The 17,238-nt window shown below is 75.8% G+C and carries 9 protein-coding genes; 6 read left to right on the top strand and 3 right to left on the bottom strand.

Annotation, left to right across the window (positions count from 1 at the left end; all coding sequences use genetic code 11):
* Positions 1-64 precede the first annotated feature (64 nt).
* From ACIRQY_RS24720 to ACIRQY_RS24695, 6 genes are all read left to right on the top strand, one after another.
* Positions 65-3,661: an SCO5717 family growth-regulating ATPase gene (locus ACIRQY_RS24720; protein WP_403929281.1), complete on the top strand. Its 3,597-nt coding sequence runs from the start codon at positions 65-67 to the stop codon at positions 3,659-3,661.
* 190 nt (positions 3,662-3,851) lie between these two features.
* Positions 3,852-5,717: an ABC transporter substrate-binding protein gene (locus ACIRQY_RS24715; protein ID WP_403929335.1), complete on the top strand. Its 1,866-nt coding sequence runs from the start codon at positions 3,852-3,854 to the stop codon at positions 5,715-5,717.
* Between the two features lie 3 nt (positions 5,718-5,720).
* Positions 5,721-6,782: an ABC transporter permease gene (locus ACIRQY_RS24710; RefSeq protein ID WP_403929278.1), complete on the top strand. Its 1,062-nt coding sequence runs from the start codon at positions 5,721-5,723 to the stop codon at positions 6,780-6,782.
* A complete protein-coding gene (locus tag ACIRQY_RS24705) occupies positions 6,779-7,663 on the top strand; it encodes an ABC transporter permease (protein ID WP_403929275.1) in 885 nt (294 codons plus the stop codon). The genes ACIRQY_RS24710 and ACIRQY_RS24705 overlap by 4 nt, the downstream gene beginning before the upstream one ends.
* Positions 7,660-8,622 carry an ABC transporter ATP-binding protein gene (locus tag ACIRQY_RS24700; protein ID WP_403929272.1) on the top strand — a complete coding sequence of 321 codons (963 nt, stop codon included), beginning with the start codon at positions 7,660-7,662 and terminating at the stop codon, positions 8,620-8,622. Before ACIRQY_RS24705 ends, ACIRQY_RS24700 begins: the two co-directional genes overlap by 4 nt.
* Entirely contained in the window at positions 8,619-9,617 is a 999-nt protein-coding gene (locus tag ACIRQY_RS24695) for an ABC transporter ATP-binding protein (protein WP_403929269.1), read from the top strand. The genes ACIRQY_RS24700 and ACIRQY_RS24695 overlap by 4 nt, the downstream gene beginning before the upstream one ends.
* A gap of 186 nt (positions 9,618-9,803) precedes the next feature.
* Here ACIRQY_RS24695 and ACIRQY_RS24690 read toward each other — a convergent pair whose 3' ends face one another.
* The 3 genes from ACIRQY_RS24690 to ACIRQY_RS24680 form a co-directional block, all read right to left on the bottom strand.
* On the bottom strand, positions 9,804-10,934 hold the full coding sequence (locus tag ACIRQY_RS24690; protein ID WP_351795761.1) for a type III polyketide synthase: 1,131 nt from the start codon (positions 10,932-10,934) through the stop codon (positions 9,804-9,806).
* Positions 10,935-11,710: 776 nt separating this feature from the next.
* Positions 11,711-12,679: a bifunctional riboflavin kinase/FAD synthetase gene (locus tag ACIRQY_RS24685; RefSeq protein ID WP_351795758.1), complete on the bottom strand. Its 969-nt coding sequence runs from the start codon at positions 12,677-12,679 to the stop codon at positions 11,711-11,713.
* Between the two features lie 31 nt (positions 12,680-12,710).
* Complete coding sequence (locus ACIRQY_RS24680) at positions 12,711-17,174, bottom strand: serine protease (RefSeq protein ID WP_403929266.1); 4,464 nt, start codon at positions 17,172-17,174, stop codon at positions 12,711-12,713.
* Between the last annotated feature and the right edge of the window lie 64 nt (positions 17,175-17,238).

Raw genomic sequence — 17,238 nt, 5'->3', positions numbered from 1 at the left:
CGATTAGGCTGGACGGGCCCGGCCCACCACGGCACAAGGGTGCTCGACCACTCCAGGAGGCAAAGTGAACGGCGATCGCGACGAGATCCAGGGGGGTTGGAATCCGCCCGCCGACGATCAGTCCGACGCGGATTCCGCCGAGATGACGGGTGAGTTCACCATCGACTACACCCCGCCCGCCTGGTACACGCAGAACGCGTCGGGCGGTACGGGAGCGGGCAGCGGTGTCACTCCCCCGCCGCCGCACGGGACGCCCGTACCGGTGCCGGGCCTCCCGGCGGGCAGCGGCTTCGAACCGGGCTGGAGCACGGGCCCGGTGGCGCCCCCGGCTCCTCCGGCCGGTACGGGGCTGCCGTCGGTGGCCCCGCAGCCGGGCGGGGCGCCCGGACCGGGAGCACCGGTGCCTTTCGGCGCACCGGGTGAGCCGGTGTCTGCGGTTCCTCCTGTGGTGCCGGGGGTTCCGGGTGGTCATGAGGTTCCTGTGACTCCTGGGATTTCTGGTGGCCCGGTGGCTTCTGGGGCCCAGGCGCCGACTGCTGTGCCTCCTGTGACTCCTGGTTTCTCTGGTGCGCCCGGGACTTCTGGTGCGCCTGGTGCCTCTGCCGTGCCTGGTGCCGCCGCCGTGCCGGGCGCCCCTGGCGCTTCCCCGGCCCCCAGCGGGCCCGGGGTTCCCACGACACCGCCGACGCCGTCCGCCGGGGTGCCCACACCGGGCGCACCCGGGACACCCGGTGCGGGTGGCGCGGCTGGCGCGACCGCGCCCATGGTCTTCCCGCCGCCCACGCCGCTGCCGGGGGCGTCCGTGCCGTTCGGGGGCGGGGACATCGAGAGCGGTGCGACCATGCGTTTCTCCCCCGTCTCGCTCCAGCGTGAGGTCACCGACCGCACGGCCGGTGCCTCCGCCGGTGCGGTGGCTCCCGAGGCCCCCGAGGACGCCCCGGCCTCCCCCGCGCCCGAGGCCGCCGGACGGACCGGGGAGCACGACTCCGCTGGCTCCGCGCCGGTGGCCTCCGGAGAACCGCACCCCTCGGGCGCCCCCGTCTCGGCCGTGACGACGGGAGAACGTCCGGACACCGACCCGACGGCCGGCTCCACGGAGCACGGCGACCGCGCCGAGGCCGTCACGGACACCACCGAAGCCGTCGGGGACGCCGAGAGCGCCGACGCCCCGGCGCTCGTCCGGGCGCCGGACACCACCGCCGACACCTCGCCCGACGCGGTGCCGGAGGACGTACGGGACGTACCGGACGCCCTGCCGCAGCCGTCCGCCGACGTCCCGGCGGACGGAGCTCCCGCCACCGCGCCGGACGCGGTCCCGGTCCCGGTCCCGGTCCCGGTCACCGATGCCGTTCCCCCGGCCGGGACGACCGACCCCGCCGGTCCCGCCGCCCCGCTGGTTCCTCCCGCGCCCTTTCCGGGGGCCGAGGCCTCCCCGCCGCCCGCGCCCGGACCGTTCCCCGGCGCCGCACAGCCCCCGTTCGCCCCCGCCGGACCGGGGGCCGGGGCGGGGCTGCCGCCGCTGCCGCCCGCCTTCCAGCCCGCCGCGCCGGGTCCCGCCCCGCAGTGGCCCGCGCAGCCCGCGCCCGGGGCACAGCAGGTGCCCCCGGCCGTGCTCCCGGCCGTGCCGCTGCCGCCCGTCGCGCCCGGCCCCGTACCGCCGCAGGCACCGCCCCAGCCCCCCGGGGCGTACGGCTATCCGCAGGCACCGGGCGCCTACGGCTACCCCCAGCCGCCGCAGGCCCCGCAGGCCCCGCAGGCCCCTCAGCCGCCCGCGCCCCAGGGCGGTCACGGCTTCCCCCCTCCCGGGATCCCGCCGCAGCCCGACGGGTACGGGTACCCGCAGCAGCCCGGGGCCGTGCCGCCGCAGGCGCCGGGCGGGTACGGCTATCCGCATCCCGCCGCCGCGCCCCCGCAGGAGGAGCGGCCGCCCGTCGACCCCAGGACCGGGGCCGCCTGGCCCTCGCCCGTGACGCACGACCAGCGGGAGCGGTCCGTGCCGGGCGCCCCGCTCGGGTACAACGCGGCGGTGGAGCTCTCCTCCGACCGGCTGCTGCGGAACAACAAGCAGAAGCCCCGGTCGAGCCGGACGCCCGGCGGCTCCGCGCGATTCAAGCTCGGCGGCCGGAAGGAGGAGGCGGAGCGGCAGCGCAAGCTGGAGCTGATCCGTACACCGGTCCTCTCCTGCTACCGGATCGCGGTCATCTCGCTCAAGGGCGGTGTCGGCAAGACCACGACGACCACGGCGCTGGGCGCGACCCTGGCGACCGAGCGACAGGACAAGATCCTCGCGATCGACGCCAACCCGGACGCGGGCACGCTGGGCCGCCGGGTGCGGCGCGAGACCGGGGCGACCATCCGCGACCTGGTGCAGGCGATCCCGTACCTCCACTCGTACATGGACATCCGCCGGTTCACCTCGCAGGCGCCGTCCGGTCTGGAGATCCTCGCCAACGACGTGGACCCGGCCGTCTCGACGACCTTCAACGACGAGGACTACCGGCGGGCGATAGACGTCCTGGGCAAGCAGTACCCGATCATCCTCACGGACTCGGGCACCGGTCTGCTGTACAGCGCGATGCGCGGAGTGCTCGACCTCGCCGATCAGCTGATCATCATCTCGACGCCCTCGGTGGACGGGGCCTCCAGCGCCTCGACGACGCTGGACTGGCTCTCCGCGCACGGCTACGCGAACCTGGTGCAGCGCTCGATCACGGTCATCTCCGGGGTCCGTGAGACCGGAAAGATGATCAAGGTCGAGGACATCGTGCAGCACTTCGAGACCCGCTGCCGGGGCGTCGTGGTCGTGCCCTTCGACGAACACCTGTCGGCCGGTGCCGAGGTGGACCTCGACATGATGCGGCCGAAGACCCGGGAGGCGTACTTCCACCTGTCGGCGATGGTGGCCGAGGACTTCGTCCGCGCGCAGCAGGCGCAGGGACTGTGGACGGGCGACGGCCAGGGCGCGATGCCCCCGCACATGGCCCCGCCGATGCCGGGCCAGCCGGTCCCGGGCCAGCCGGTCCCGGGGCAGCCGGTCCCGGGGCAGCCGTACGGCGGACCCCCGGCGCAGGGTGCCCCGTACGGCGCCCAGCCCGCCCCCGGTCAGCCGTACGGGACGCCCCCGGGCCAGCCCTTCCCCGGACAGCAGCCGGTCCCGGGGCAGTTCCCGCCGGGACAGCCCGGCCAGCCCTACCCCGGACCACCGGCGCCCGGTCAGCCCTACGGAGCCCAGCCCGCGCCCGGCCATGCCTTCCCCGGACAGCCCACGCCCGGTCAGCCGTATCCGCCCCAGCCCCCCGGCCCGCTGCCGGGACAGCACGGCCTGCCGGTCCCGGGGCAGCCGTACGCCGGGCAGCCCGCGCCCGGTCAGCCGTACGGGGCGGCCCCCGGTCAGCACGTCCCCGGGCAGCAGCCGCCGCCGGGTCCGTTCCCGCCGGGACAGCACGTACAGCCCGGCCAGCCCGTACCGGGGCAGCCGTACGGCGGACCGCCCGCGCCCGGACAGCCGTACGGGACGCCCCCGGGGCAGCCCGGCGCGCCGGGGGGTTTCCCGCAGCCGCTGCCCCCGCAGTCCGACGCCCAGGGTGACGAGGCGCAGGTCGCGCCGCCCGGGTGGACCCCGCAGGGGCCTCCGCAGGCACCGCCGGCCCCTCATCAGTAAGGCGGCACAGGAGTAGACCAATGAGGCCCCGTACCGGCACCCCGGTACGGGGCCTCTGGCCGTTCCCGCAGCCCACAAGGGGTTTGAGGGATCGCTGACGACGGCAGACCACCGCTGGTACACCTTCGCTCCACCCCACGTCAGCCCAGGATCCGGACAGCACCCCTACGCGAGGTCACGTCACATGGTCATGGTCACGAAGGCTCCATCCCGCCCCTCCCCCACCACCCGCCGAGCCGCCCGCCGAGCCGTCCGTCCGCTGCTCGCCTGCGGACTCACCGCCGTCTCGCTGGGAGCCGCCGCCCCCGGTGCCGCAGCCGGTGTCGCGGCGGGGGACGACAGGTCCGGCGGCACCACGCTCACCGTCGCCGTCTCCCAGAGCATCGACTCGCTGAGCCCGTTCCTGGCGCAGAAGCTCACCTCGACCAGCATCCAGCGGCTGGCCTACGAGTACCTCACCAACTACGACGTGAAGGACGCCCGCCCGGTCCCGGGTCTGGCGACCGCGTGGACCTCCTCGGCGGACAAGCTGACGTGGACGTACACGATCCGCGACGACTCCCGGTGGTCCGACGGCCGGCAGGCCACCGCCGAGGACGCGGCCTGGACCTTCACCAGGATGATGACGGACCCGGACGCGGCCACCGCCAACGGCAGCTTCACCGCCAACTTCGCCCGGGTCACCGCCCCCGACCCGCGCACCCTGGTCATCCGGCTGAAGAAGCCGCAGGCGACGATGACCGCGCTCGACGTGCCGATCGTGCCCAAGCACGTCTGGGAGAAGGTCGGCGACTTCTCGAAGTTCAACAACGACCAGCAGTTCCCGATCGTGGGCAACGGACCGTTCGTCATCACGGACTTCAAGGTCGACCAGTACATCAAGCTCAAGCCGAACAAGACCTTCTGGCGGGGTGCGCCCAAGTTCGACGAACTGGTCTTCAAGTACTACAAGGACGGGGACGCGGCCGTCGCCGCCCTCCAGAAGGGCGAGGTGTCGTTCGTACCGAACCTGACGCCCGCCCAGGCCGCCGCGCTGTCCACGCAGAAGAACATCAGGGTCAACGACGCCCCCGGCCGCCGCTTCTACGCCCTCGCCACCAACCCGGGCGCGCGGGCGCAGGACGGCGGCACCTTCGGCAACGGGCACAAGGCGCTGCTCGACCCGGAGGTCCGCAGGGCACTGTTCCTCGCGGTCGACCGGACGACCCTCGTCGACAAGGTCTTCCAGGGGCACGCCGTCGAGGGCGAGGGCTACATCCCGCCCCGCTTCACCTCGTACTTCTGGAAACCGCGGGGCGCGCAGAGACGGGCGTACGACCCCGCCGCCGCGGCGCGGGTCCTCGACGCCGCCGGATACCGGAAGAACGCCGACGGCAGACGGACGGGCAAGGACGGACGGCCGCTGGACTTCCGCATCCTCTGTCACGCCACCGACCCGAACGACAAGGCGGTCGGCAAGTACCTCCAGGAGTGGTGGGGCGAGCTGGGCATCGGCCTGGAGGTCGAGTGCCTGGACAGCGTCTCCGACCCCTGGGCCAAGGGCGACTACGACCTCGCCTTCGACGGCTGGTCGGTCAATCCCGACCCCGACTACGTCCTGTCCATCCACACCTGCGGCGCCCTCCCGAGGACCCCGAAGGACTCCGGCGCCACCGACAACTTCATCTGCGACAAGGAGTTCGACGGGCTCTACGCGCGGCAGTCGGCCGAGTACGACACCGCCGAGCGGGCGGATCTGGTGAAGCGGATGCAGTCCCGGCTGTACGACACGGGGTACATGAACGTCATGGCCTATCCGAACGCCCTGGAGGCGTACCGCACGGACCGGATCGCGTCCATCACGACCATGCCGGAGGCCGCGGGGAACCTGTGGGGGCAGGACGGCTACTGGAGCTGGTGGTCCGCCGTGCCCGCCGCGTCCGCGTCCGGCTCCGCCGGCTCGGGAGGCGTCTCCGGGGCCGTGCTCGGGACCGGGATCGCCCTGCTCGTCGGCGTGCCCGCCGCCGTGATCCTCCTCAGGCTGCGCCGCCGCGCCTCCGCCGACGACCGCGAGTAGCCGGTGACGACGGCAGACACCCCCGCCGACGTGGCACGGGCCGAGAAGGCCCGCGCCACGGACGGCGCCCCCCTCACCGGTGCGGCCACCGGCTATCTCCGCCACGCGGCGGGGAAGCTGGGCGGCGCGCTCGTCTCCCTCTTCGCCGTGCTCGTCACCAGCTTCTTCCTGTTCCGGATCATCCCGGGCGACCCGGTCCGGGCGATGACCCACGGCGTCCCCACCTCTGCCGAGCAACTCGCCACGCTGAGGCGTCAGTTCGGGCTCGATCTGCCGCTGTGGCAGCAGTTCGCCGACTACTGCGCCAAGGCGCTGGGCGGTGACCTCGGCACCTCCTTCCAGTTCCGCGCCCCCGTCGGGGAGCTGATCGCGGCGAAACTGCCCGCGACCCTGCTGCTCACCGGGGTCGCGGTGGTGCTGTACTCGGCGCTGGGGCTCTGGCTCGGCACCCGTTCGGCCTGGCGGCACGGCAGGCTCGGCGACCGGCTGAACACCGGGATCGCGCTGACCCTCTGGTCGGTGCCCTCCTTCTGGCTCGGACTGCTCCTGATCATCGTGTTCTCCGTCGGCGCGGGCCCGGTCCCGGGGCTGTTCCCCACCGGCGGCATGGAGTCGGGCACCGGCGAGACCGGCTTCGCGTACGTCCTCGACGTCGCCCACCACCTCGTCCTGCCCGTCGTCACGCTGGTCGCGGTCGGCTACGCGCAGACGCTGCTCGTGATGCGGTCCTCGCTCCTCGACGAGATGGGCGGGGACTATCTGACGACCGCGCGGGCCAAGGGGCTGCGCGACGACGACGTGCGCCGCAGGCACGCCGTGCCCAACGCGCTCCTGCCGACCGTCACCATGGTCTTCATCAACCTCGGCCATGTGGCGGCCGGGTCGATCCTGGTGGAGACGGTGTTCTCCTGGCCGGGGCTCGGCGGGCTCTTCTACCAGGCCCTCAGCGTGCCCGACCTGCCGCTGGTCCAGGGGCTCTTCGTGGTCTTCGCCGGAGCGATGATCCTGATGAACCTGATCGCCGACCTGCTCCTCCCGCTGCTCGACCCCCGGGTGGGCCGATGACCTCGCTGACCCGGCGCCGCCGCCGGGAGAGCGCCGTCCGCTTCTGGCGCGGCTACCGCGCCCACCGCGCCGGGCTGTACGGGCTCGCCGCCCTGGCCCTGCTCGCCCTGCTCGCGCTCTTCGCCCCCCTGCTGGCCGGCGCCGACGTCCAGTCGGTGACCGGGGCCACCGGCACCGCCCTGGAACCGCCCAGCGCCCGGTTCCCGCTCGGCACGGACCAGTTCGGGCGCTCACTGCTCGGCCTGCTGGTCTGGGGGGCCCGGATCTCGCTCCTCGTCGGGCTGCTCGCGGCGGCCCTCTCCGTCGCCATCGGGACCGTGGTGGGGATCGTCGCCGGGCACTACGGCGGCTGGTTCTCGACGCTCGTCATGCGGATCACCGACTGGTTCCTGGTGATGCCGACGCTGGTCCTGGCGATCGTCCTGGCCACCGTCATGTCCCGGTCGGTGTGGACGGTGGTCCTGGCCATCGGCGTGACGTCCTGGCCGACCACCGCACGCCTGGTCCGGGCGCAGACGATCGCGGTGGAGTCCCGCCCGTACATCGAGCGGGCGACCGCGCTGGGCGGCGGCCACCGGCACGTCATGACCCGGCACGTGCTGCCGAACGTGATGCCCCTGGTGCTCGCCCAGACCACCCTCGGCATCTCCGCCGCCATCCTCACCGAGGCCACCCTCGCCTTCCTCGGGCTCGGCGACCCGACGGTCGTCTCCTGGGGCGGGATGCTCCAGGACGCCCGCGAGGCGGGCGCGGTCTCCTCGGGGCACTGGTGGTACCTGGCTCCGCCCGGCATCGCCATCGCCCTGGTCGCGCTCGCGTTCACGCTGTGCGGCCGGGCCGTCGAGTCCGTGCTCAACCCGAAGCTGGGGGTGGGGCGATGAGCTTCCTGGAAGTACGGGACCTGCGCGTGACCTACGGGACGGGCGCGGGCGCCGTGCCCGCCGTGCGCGGGGTCGACCTGGCCCTGGGGACCGGCAGCTCCCTGGGGGTCGCGGGCGAGTCCGGCTGCGGCAAGTCCACCCTCGCGCTGGCGCTGCTGCGGCTCCTCCCGGCCTCGGCCCGGATCTCGGGGAGCGTCCTACTCGACGGCGACGACGTCCTCACCATGTCGTGGGGGCGGCTGCGGGCGGTCCGCTGGGCGGGCGCGTCGATCGTCTTCCAGGGCGCGATGCACTCGCTGAACGCGGTGCACCGGATCGGGGACCAGATCGCCGAACCGCTCCTCGTGCACGGCCGGGCCACTCCGGCGGCGGCCCGCCGCCGCGGCGGCGAGCTCCTCGAACAGGTCGGGCTGCCCGCCGCCCGCGCCGCCGCCTACCCGCACGAGCTCTCCGGCGGACAGCGGCAGCGGGTGATGATCGCGATGGCCCTGGCCTGCGATCCCCGGCTGATCGTCGCCGACGAGCCGACGACCGCGCTCGACGTGATGATCCAGGCCCAGATCCTGCGCCTGATCGAAGGGCTCGTCGCCGAGCAGTCCATCAGCCTCCTGATGATCAGCCACGACCTGGCGGTCCTCGCCGACACCTGCGACCGGCTCGCCGTGATGTACGCGGGCCGGGTCGTCGAGGAGGGACCCGCGCGGGCGGTGTACGAAGCCTCCGAGCACCCCTACGGGCGGGCGCTGTCCTCGGCGTTCCCGCGCGTCGGGGACCCCGCCTCCCGGCGGGCGCCGCGCGGTCTGCCGGGCGACCCGCCGGACCCGGCGGACCTGCCGCCGGGCTGCGCCTTCCGCCCGCGCTGCCCGGTGGCGGTGGACCCCTGCGGGGACGACCAGGAACTGCGGGAGGCGGGCGCCGGGCACCTGGCCGCCTGTGTCCACGTGGGGAGCACCGCATGACCACGGCCACGGGTGACCGTCCGCTGCTCTCGGCGCGCGGGCTGCGCGTCGCCTTCCCCGGACGGCACGGCGCGGCGCCCGCCCGCGCGGTGGACGGGGTGGACCTCGACATCGGCGCGGGCGAGATCGTGGCCCTCGTCGGGGAGTCGGGCTGCGGCAAGACGACCCTGGCCCGGTCGCTGCTCGGGCTCGTCCGGCCGACCGCCGGGACGGTCTCCTTCGACGGGCGGCCGCTCGGCCGGTCCGCCGCGGCCCTCAAGGCGTACCGCAAGCGGGCGCAGCTGGTCCTCCAGGATCCCAGCGGCTCGCTGAACCCCCGGCACACCGTGTACGACGCGGTGGCGGAGGGGCTGCGCGTCCACGGGTACCGGGGCGACGAGCGGGAGGCGGTCGCCGGGGCCCTCGCGCGGGCCGGGCTGCGTCCGCCGGAACGGTTCTTCCTGCGCTACCCGCACGAACTGTCCGGCGGGCAGCGGCAGCGGGTCGTCATCGCGGGCGCCCTGGTCCTGGGGCCCGAACTCCTCGTCGCCGACGAGCCGGTGGCCTCCCTCGACGCGTCGGTGCGCGGCGAGATCCTCGCGCTGCTGCTGCGGCTGCGGGACGAACTCGGGCTCGCCGCCCTCGTGGTGACCCACGATCTGGGGCTGGCGTGGAACATCGCGGACCGGGTGGCGGTGATGTACCTGGGCCGGGTGGTGGAGTCCGGCCCGGTGGAGTCCGTACTGACCCGGCCCCGGCACCCGTACACCCAGGCGCTGCTCTCGGTGCTCCCGGAGTCCGGCGGCGCCCCGGTGGTGCTGACCGGGGAGGCGCCGGACCCGTCCCGGGTGCCGTCCGGGTGCCGTTTCCACGCCCGCTGCCAGGTCCTCGCCTCGGGCCGGGCGGCGGCGGTCGAGGACCGCTGCCGGGGCGAGGACCTGCCGGTCCTGACCGGCGGCGGGAGCCGCGCGGTGGCCTGCCACTGGGCGACGGCGGAGCCCCCGGGGACGGACTGACGGGACGGGACGGGGGCCGGAGGGGGGCCGGGTCCCGGGGGCGGAGGGGGGCCGGGAGGACACGCGCCCCGGCCCGCCGCCGCCCGTCCGGCCCGGCCCTCGGTCCTTCCGCCCGCCCGGCCCTGTCCGTCCCGGCCGCCCCCGTACCTTCTGCCGGGCCGTCGGGCCGTCCGGCCGCCCCGTCCGTCAGGCGGAGGTGCGGGCCGGGCGGAACGGGGGCGAGTAGCCCACGATGCGGCGCGTGCCGAGCTGTGGCTCCGGAGAGGACCGGGCGGTCGTCCACCGTCCGAGGCACATCTCGGCGGTGATGCCGGGCCCGAACCCGGCGAGGATGCCCCGCGCGCCCTCGGCCTGCCCGCCCTCCTCGAAGAGCCGCCGGACCGCGTCCAGGACGACGGCGCTGGCGATGTTGCCGTACTCGGTGAGCGTGGCGCGGCTGAACCGGAAGGCCTCCGGGGGCACTTCGAGGAAGCGGCTCAGGTCGTCGAGGATGCGCGGACCGCCCGCGTGGATGATGTAGAAGTCCAGGTCCCCGGCGTCCCAGCCGTGGGCGCCCGCGATCTCGCGGAGGGCGGGGGCGAGCGGCTCCATGGTGGTGGGCACCCGCTTGTCGAGGAGGAAGTGGAATCCGGTGGCGCGGACGCTGTAGGCGATCCAGTCCTCGGTGTCCGGCACCAGGTGCGAGCTGTTGCGCTCCAGGGCGATGCCGGTGCCGCCCCGGCCGCGCACCACGGCGGCGGCGACCGCGTCGCCGAACAGTCCGTTGGAGAGCAGCGATCCCACGCCGAGGTCGGTCGGCTGGTAGCAGAGCGAGCAGAACTCGCAGGCCACGATGAGGACGTTCGCGTCGGGGTAGGCGGTGCAGAAGTCGTGCGCGCGGTTGATCGCCGCGCCGCCCGCGGCGCAGCCGAGCTGGGCGATGGGGACCTGCCGGGTGTGGCTGGGGAAGCCCATGGTGTTGATCATCCAGGCGGTCAGCGAGGGCATCATGAAGCCCGTGCAGGACACGTAAATGATCATGTCGATGTCGGCGGGACGGAGGGACGCGTTCTCCAGTGCCTCCCGTGCGACAGCGGGCACCCGGGCCTTGGCCTCGGCCTCGTACCGCTTGTTCCGCTCCTCGAAGCCGGGGTGCTTGAGGGTCTCCTCGATGGGCTGCACGAGGTGACGCCGGTTGACGCCGGTGTTGCCGATCAGCCGGAGCGCCAGGGCCAACTGGGGGTGGCCCTCATGGTGTGAGCGGGCGAGGTCGAGGGTTTCCTCCATCGTGATCACGTGCTCGGGCACGGACACTGCGGGCTTGCACAAAGTCACCACGACGCTCGCTCCTTCGTACGGTTCGCGTCAACATCCGCAAGACTCGCCCGATGATCGCAACCCCGCAACCGCGCGTACGACCTTCATCCACGGAGGGTGACGGGTCGAACAGGGGTCCGCTACTCCGTCCGGGGGCTGTCCAGGCCCTGCGTGTCGCGGTCGGCCGTCGCCGGGAACGGCCGCCCCTTGGCCCCCGCACCCCTCCGAACCCCGCCCCGGACGTCTCCGGGGCGTCCCCCGAAGTGACGACGGTACGAACGCGCCCCGAAGTGACAACGGACCTCCTGGCGTGCGCCGGGGGCACGGTGGCGCCCCGGGGCCCTCTCTGCGCGCGCCGGGCGCGCGACAGCTCCACCCGGCGCCCGGGACCCTGCCGCGCGAGCCGGTGACCGGGTGCTTCACCGGCCACGACACCCGAAGGCCGGGACCACTCGCGCGGTCCGCGACGGCAGGCCGGATCAACGACGAGGACGCCGAGGCCGACGGGGTGCTGATCCGGGCGGGTGAGGCGGTGTGCACCCGCTGCGCCGCCACCGCCCGAGGCCCGGCGGTCCCGCCCGGTCCACACGGTCTCGGCCCGGGCAGGGAGGGCCCGGACAGGTGCCCTTCGGACACGGGCCGCACCGCCGCGTGGGCACGATGCGCGCCCGCACGGAGTCCGAGGTCCCGCGCGGGAGCCCGTACGGAGTCCGAGGTCCCGCTCGGGATTCCGCTGTCCCGCTCCCCCGGACTGCGGCTCGCGGTCCGGCGGCTCGGCGGTCCGGCGGTCCGGCGGCTCAGGAGGCGGTGGGGTGCTCCCGGTCGTACTCCTCCGTCAGCTCACGGCACCGCTTCACATCGGCGGCCATGGCCTGGAGCAGATCGTCCAGGGTGTCGAACTTCGACATGCCCCGGACGTACGCGAGGAAGTCGACGGCCACGTGCAGCCCGTACAGGTCCAGGCCCTCGCGGTCGATCGCGTACGCCTCCACGGTCCGCTCCGTGGCGTTGAACTGCGGGTTCGTGCCGACCGAGATCGCCGCGGGCATCCGCTCCCCCGCCGCCGTCAGCCAGCCCGCGTACACGCCGTCCGCCGGGACCGCCGTGTGCGGCAGCGTCTCGACGTTGGCCGTCGGGAAGCCCAGCTCGCGCCCGCGCTGGGCGCCCCGGACCACGATGCCCTCGACCCGGTGCGGGCGGCCCAGGATCTCCGCCGCGCCGGTCATGTCGCCCTCGGCGACCAGCCTGCGGGTGAGGGTGGAGGAGAAGGGGTCGCCGCCGCCCGCCGCGCCGCTGACGTACAGGTCGACGACCTCGACCTCGTAGTCGTAGGTGCCGCCCAGCTCGGACAGGAAGGCCACGTTGCCCGCCGCCCGGTGTCCGAAGCGGAAGTTGGGGCCCTCGATGACGGCCCGCGCGTGCAGCTTGTCGACGAGCACCTTCACGATGAAGTCCGCGGGGGACAGCTGGGAGAAGTCGGCCGTGAACGGCAGTACGAGCACCGCGTCCACGCCCAGGCCCGCCATCAGCTCCGCGCGCCGGTGGTGCGGGGCCAGCAGCGGCGGATGGCTGCCGGGCCGTACGACCTCGGAGGGGTGCGGGTCGAAGGTGACCACCACGGCGGGGACCCCGAGCTGCCGGGCGCGCTCGACGGCCCGCCCGATGATCAGCTGGTGCCCGCGGTGCACCCCGTCGTAGGAGCCGATGGTGACGACGCTGCGCCCCCAGTCCTGGGGGATGTCCTCCAAGCCACGCCAGCGCTGCACTGTGACCGCTCCTCGTCCGCCTGTTCGCCGATTACGCAGGTCTAAGACTGCCATGTCCACGGCCGTCGGTCCGCATCGGCATGGAAGTGCCGGGGCGCCCGGCCTCCCGGACCGGCTCCGGCACTCCGTCGGGCGGCCCGTCGTCCGCCGGGGCGGCCAGGGCGGCAGCGAACCCGGGCCGCTCGCGCGCGAGACCCGCGAGGGCCCGGTCGAACCGCCCGGCACCCTCGGGGGTACGGCTCCACAGCGCGCCGACCCGCCGCACGAGCTCCCGCGTGCGGGGCCCGCTGCGCCGCCCGGCGTGGTCGGCGGCGGCGGTCAGGAGGGCGTCGAGGACGGTGTCGCCGCCGGTCCCGTACCGCTCGTGCTCCAGGAGCACGTCGAGCAGTTCGGTCCGCAGATGGCGGGAGGCGCCGGTGCCGGGGGCGGCGAGGACCGGCGCGAGGGCGCGGCGGGCGGCGGGACGGCTCCGGATGAGGTCGACGGTCAGCGGGAAGAGCACGGCCCTGGCCGCCGGGCCGTCCTCGAGGCGCCGGTCGACGAAGGCGGCCACGAGGTCGGCGCCCTCGGGATGGCGGGCCGCGTAGTCGCGGACGAGGGCGGCGGCGCGGCGGGCGAGGGCGGGCGCCTCGACCTCGGCGAGGGCCCGCAGGGCGGCGGCGGGCGCCTCACCGGTGCCGTTCAGCCGGATGCGGAAGGCGGCGAGCACCGGTCCGGGGTCGGCCGTCATCGCGGCGGCGAGGGCGCTCGCGGGCACCCGGGGTTCGGTGAGGGCGCGGGGCAGGTGGCGGGCACGGGTGAGCGGGTCGCGGACGAGGAGGCCGAGGGCGGGGCCGTGCAGGGCCCGGTCGGCGGGGCGGGCGAGCAGCGCGAGGGCCGCGTAGCGGAGGAGTTCCCGGTCGGCGGGGGTGGTGGCGTGCCCGACGACGAGCTGTCCGTACGTGAGGGCGGCGGTGCGCCGTTCGGGGCGTCCGTCGTCGTGGGCCCAGCGGTCGACGGCCCGGCAGACGACGCCGGGCTCGTCCTCGGCGAGCGCGGCGAGCAGGTCCTCGGCGAGCGGATGGGCGGTGGCGACGAGCGCCTCGCACAGGTCGTCGGCGGCGAGCGCCCGATGCGTGTGCAGCAGGGCCTGCGCGGCGGTGGCGACGGTCGCGTGCGGGGTGGCGGGCAGGGGCCGGGCGTCGCCGAACCAGCGGCACAGGAGGGGCTGGACGCCCCTCGGATCACGGGCGAGCAGCCCGGCGACGGCATCGAGCGCGCGGGGTCCGGCGGCGGGCGACGGGCCGTCTTCCGCCGGTCCGCCGGGCGGCGGGTCGGCGGGGACGAGACGGCGCAGCAGATCGATGCGTTCGTCCTCGCCGAGGGGCAGACCGAGCCAGAAGCCGGGCCCGAAGGGGGCGTACGCGGCGGGGCGGCCGGGCCGTGCCCCGATCCGGTCGGCGAGCAGACGCAGCACGGGCAGGTAGGGGCGGGGGTCCGGCAGTGCGCGCACGGCCTCCCCGAACAGCCGCGCGGCCCACCAGGGCCCGTCCCCGGTGGTGGGCCCGTCGTCGGCGAAGCGGTGCAGGGCGTCGGCGAGGGCGGTCAGCCGGGGCGCGAGGGCCTCGGGGCCGTGCTGCCGGTGGAGCAGCAGCAGGGCCTGGAGCACCGGTCCGATGCGATGGCGCGGCACGGGCGGCGGGGCGGCCCCGGCGGGCGTGCGCTGCCGGGGGACGCCGGGGACGGCGTCGGCGAAGGACCGGCACACGGCGGGCACGCCCGGCGCGGAGGGACCGGAGAGGCCCCGGGGTCCGGCCCCGGGGGGAACGGAGGGTGTCCCGGGAGCAGCGGGACCGGTACCGGTACCGGTGAAGTGCCCGGCTCCGGCGGAGGAACCGGAGCCGGGCGCGCCAGGAGCGAGGCCCGAGGTGAACGCCCCCGGGGCGAGGCCGGGCACGGGAGCGCCGGGGGCGGGGAGGTACCCGGCCCCGGCGGGGAACACGGACTCCGCGGCCCCGGAGAGCGCCCCGTGGGCGGACGCGCCGGGGGCGGCCGTCCCCCGAGCGGCGTGGGGCACGGGAGCGCCGGGGACGGTGAAGTGCCCGGCCCCGGCGGGGAACACGGACTCCGCGGCCCCGGGGAGGGTCCCGTGGGCGGACGCTCCGGACGTCGTCCCGGGGCCGACCGCACCCGGGACGACGTGAGGCACCGAACCGCCGGGTCCGGTCAGGTGCGCGGCCCCGGGGGGACCGGAGTGGGGACCGTGGGCGGGTGCTGCGGGACGGGAGTACGGCCCGGGGGCGAGGGCTGCCGGACCGGAACGCGGCCCGGAGGCGGGAGCCCCGGGACCGGAGTGGGGCCCAGGAGCGGGAGCAACCGGACCGGGGTACGGCCCCGGCGGTGCCGCTGCGGACCCGGGCGCGGACCCGGGCGCCCCGAGGCCGGAGGGCGCGAGGACGGGCCCCGCGAGGCCGGGGGGAACCTCTCCCGAGAGGAAGGGAGGCACGGGGGCGGCAGGGCCGGTGGGGTGCCCCGGGCCATGGGGAGACAGGGGCGTGGCGGGCCCCTCCGATCCGCCGGACCCGGCCGAGCCAGTCGCCCTCGCCGCTCCAGTCGCCCTCACCGCCCTCACCGCTCCAGTCGCTCCCGCCGCTCCGACGGCTTCCGCCGCTCCGGTGGGGGACGCGGGTGTCTCCGGACCGGAGGAGGAAGCCCCGGAGGAGGCCCCGGCGGTGGGCGCGGCGGGGCCCGTCGGGGGGCGGGGGCGGAGGAGGGCGGTCAGGGCGCCGTCCACGTCCAGGTGGGCGGCCTGGAGCCAGTCGCCGAGTTCCTCGTGGGCGAAGCGGTAACCGGTGCCCGCCGGGGTGAGGAGTCCTTCGGTGAGGACGGCCGGGGCCCAGCCCTCCCGCCAGGGGAAGAGTTCCTCGAAGGAGGCGCGGTCGAGGACGCCGTGTCCGGGGCCGAGGCAGCGGCGGGCCGCCTCGTGCACCTGGCCGGTGACGCGCGCGGCGAGACGGCGGACGGCGGCGCCGCCGGGCAGGGGCCGGGTGCCCGCGGCGATCCGGACGGCGGTCCGCAGGCACATCAGGTCCAGGTGGGCGGTGAAGATCTCCTCACGGCCGGGCCGTCCCGGCACCTCCCCGGGCAGGGCCGCGCGGACCTCCGCGAGCAGCCGGAGGGCGAGCGGGTGGTGCGCGTCGGCCTCGGCGAGGTCGCTCGCGGCGAGCCCGTACCCCTCGCGGACGGCCCGCGCCTCGGACGGGGAGTACGGCCCGAGGGCGACGGCGGCGGGCAGTCCTCCGCCGGGGCCGGTCACGGGGCGGTGCAGCGCGCCGGGGGTGTAGAGGGCACCGGCCTGTTCCCAGTGCTCGGGGCGGCAGGCGGTGACGAGGTGGACCCGGTGGGCGCGGAGCCAGTGCTCGGTGGCCGAGGTCCAGTCGGCGAGCCGGTGGGCGAGGAGCGGGGGCATCTCCTCGGGACCGTCGAGGAGGACGAGGAGCGGGCGGCCCGCGTCGCGGGCGAGGGCGGCGGCCCGCTCGGGGGTGGCGGTGCCGGTGTCCCCGGTGGCCCCGGAGGCGGTGACGATCCGCCCGGCCTGCCGCAGGGCGCGGCCGACGGCGTCGGCGAGGGAGCGGTCGTCGGCGCGCAGGTCGGCGCCGCGCAGCCGGACGGTGGGGGCGGGGGCGACGCCCCGGGCGCGGCGGGCGCAGAGGGCGGCGAGGGCGGTGGTGCGGCCGGTGCCGGGGGCGCCGACGAGGGCGAGGACGGGGACGTCCCCGGCGGTGAAGCGGGCGAACTCCCGGACGCAGTCGCCGCGTTCGACCGGTTCGGGCCAGAGGTCGGGGTCGCGGGCGGGACCGGTGGAGGTGGCGGTGAGTTCGAGGACGGCGGCGAGGTTGAGGTCGGGGCCGTAGGCGGGGACGGTGGCGGCGTTGCGCCGGAGCAGGGCGGTGAGCGCGCCGCCGGGGCGGAGCGGTACGGCGTATCCGGCGGCCGGGCGCTCGCCGCGCAGGGCGGTGCCGAGGACGGCGAAGACGGTGCCGGTGGCGGTGTCGAGGACGGGGCCTCCGGTGGCCTGTCCGCCGGGCCTGAGGGCTTCGGCTCCGTCGGTGCCGATGGCGAGTTCGAGGGCGTCGCCGAGGGGGTGGCAGCGGTCGGCGGCGGCGTAGGTGACGGCGGCGGGGCCGAGGACACGGGCCTCGCGCCAGCCGTGGGCGGCGATCCGTACGTAGGTGCCGGGTTCGATCCCGCCCCGGGTGGCCAGCGGCAGGGGCCGTACGTCGAGGCCCCGGGTACGGACGAGGGCGAGGGCCCTCTCGGGCAGCCGGGTGACGGCCTCCGGCTCGGCGAGCCAGCTCCGGCCGCCGGGGGCGCGGAGCAGGACGCGGCAGAGTCCTTCGACGGCTTCGTGACTGGTGACTACCGTTCCGTGGTGGTCGGCGAGGAATCCGGCGCCGCGCGGCCGCCCCGCCGGATCGCAGATGCTCACCAGCGTCGCCAGGTCCTCGCGTCCCATGGCGTCGACGGTAGGTCGCCGCCGATCACGCCAAGAACCACGGCGGCGAACACGCCCCTCTTCA

This window comes from Streptomyces sp. NPDC101490 (assembly GCF_044767145.1).
GTDB lineage: Bacteria > Actinomycetota > Actinomycetes > Streptomycetales > Streptomycetaceae > Streptomyces.
Note: the sequence above shows the minus strand (reverse complement) of the source record. Positions and strands in the feature narration are given on the sequence as shown.

Bases quoted from the DNA above. Each gene is read 5' to 3' on its own strand.
- ACIRQY_RS24680 (WP_403929266.1), bottom strand. From the start codon at position 17,174: ATGGGACGCGAGGACCTGGCGACGCTGGTGAGCATCTGCGATCCGGCG.
- ACIRQY_RS24715 (WP_403929335.1), top strand. From the start codon at position 3,852: ATGGTCACGAAGGCTCCATCCCGCCCCTCCCCCACCACCCGCCGAGCC.
- ACIRQY_RS24705 (WP_403929275.1), top strand. From the start codon at position 6,779: ATGACCTCGCTGACCCGGCGCCGCCGCCGGGAGAGCGCCGTCCGCTTC.
- ACIRQY_RS24695 (WP_403929269.1), top strand. From the start codon at position 8,619: ATGACCACGGCCACGGGTGACCGTCCGCTGCTCTCGGCGCGCGGGCTG.
- ACIRQY_RS24700 (WP_403929272.1), top strand. From the start codon at position 7,660: ATGAGCTTCCTGGAAGTACGGGACCTGCGCGTGACCTACGGGACGGGC.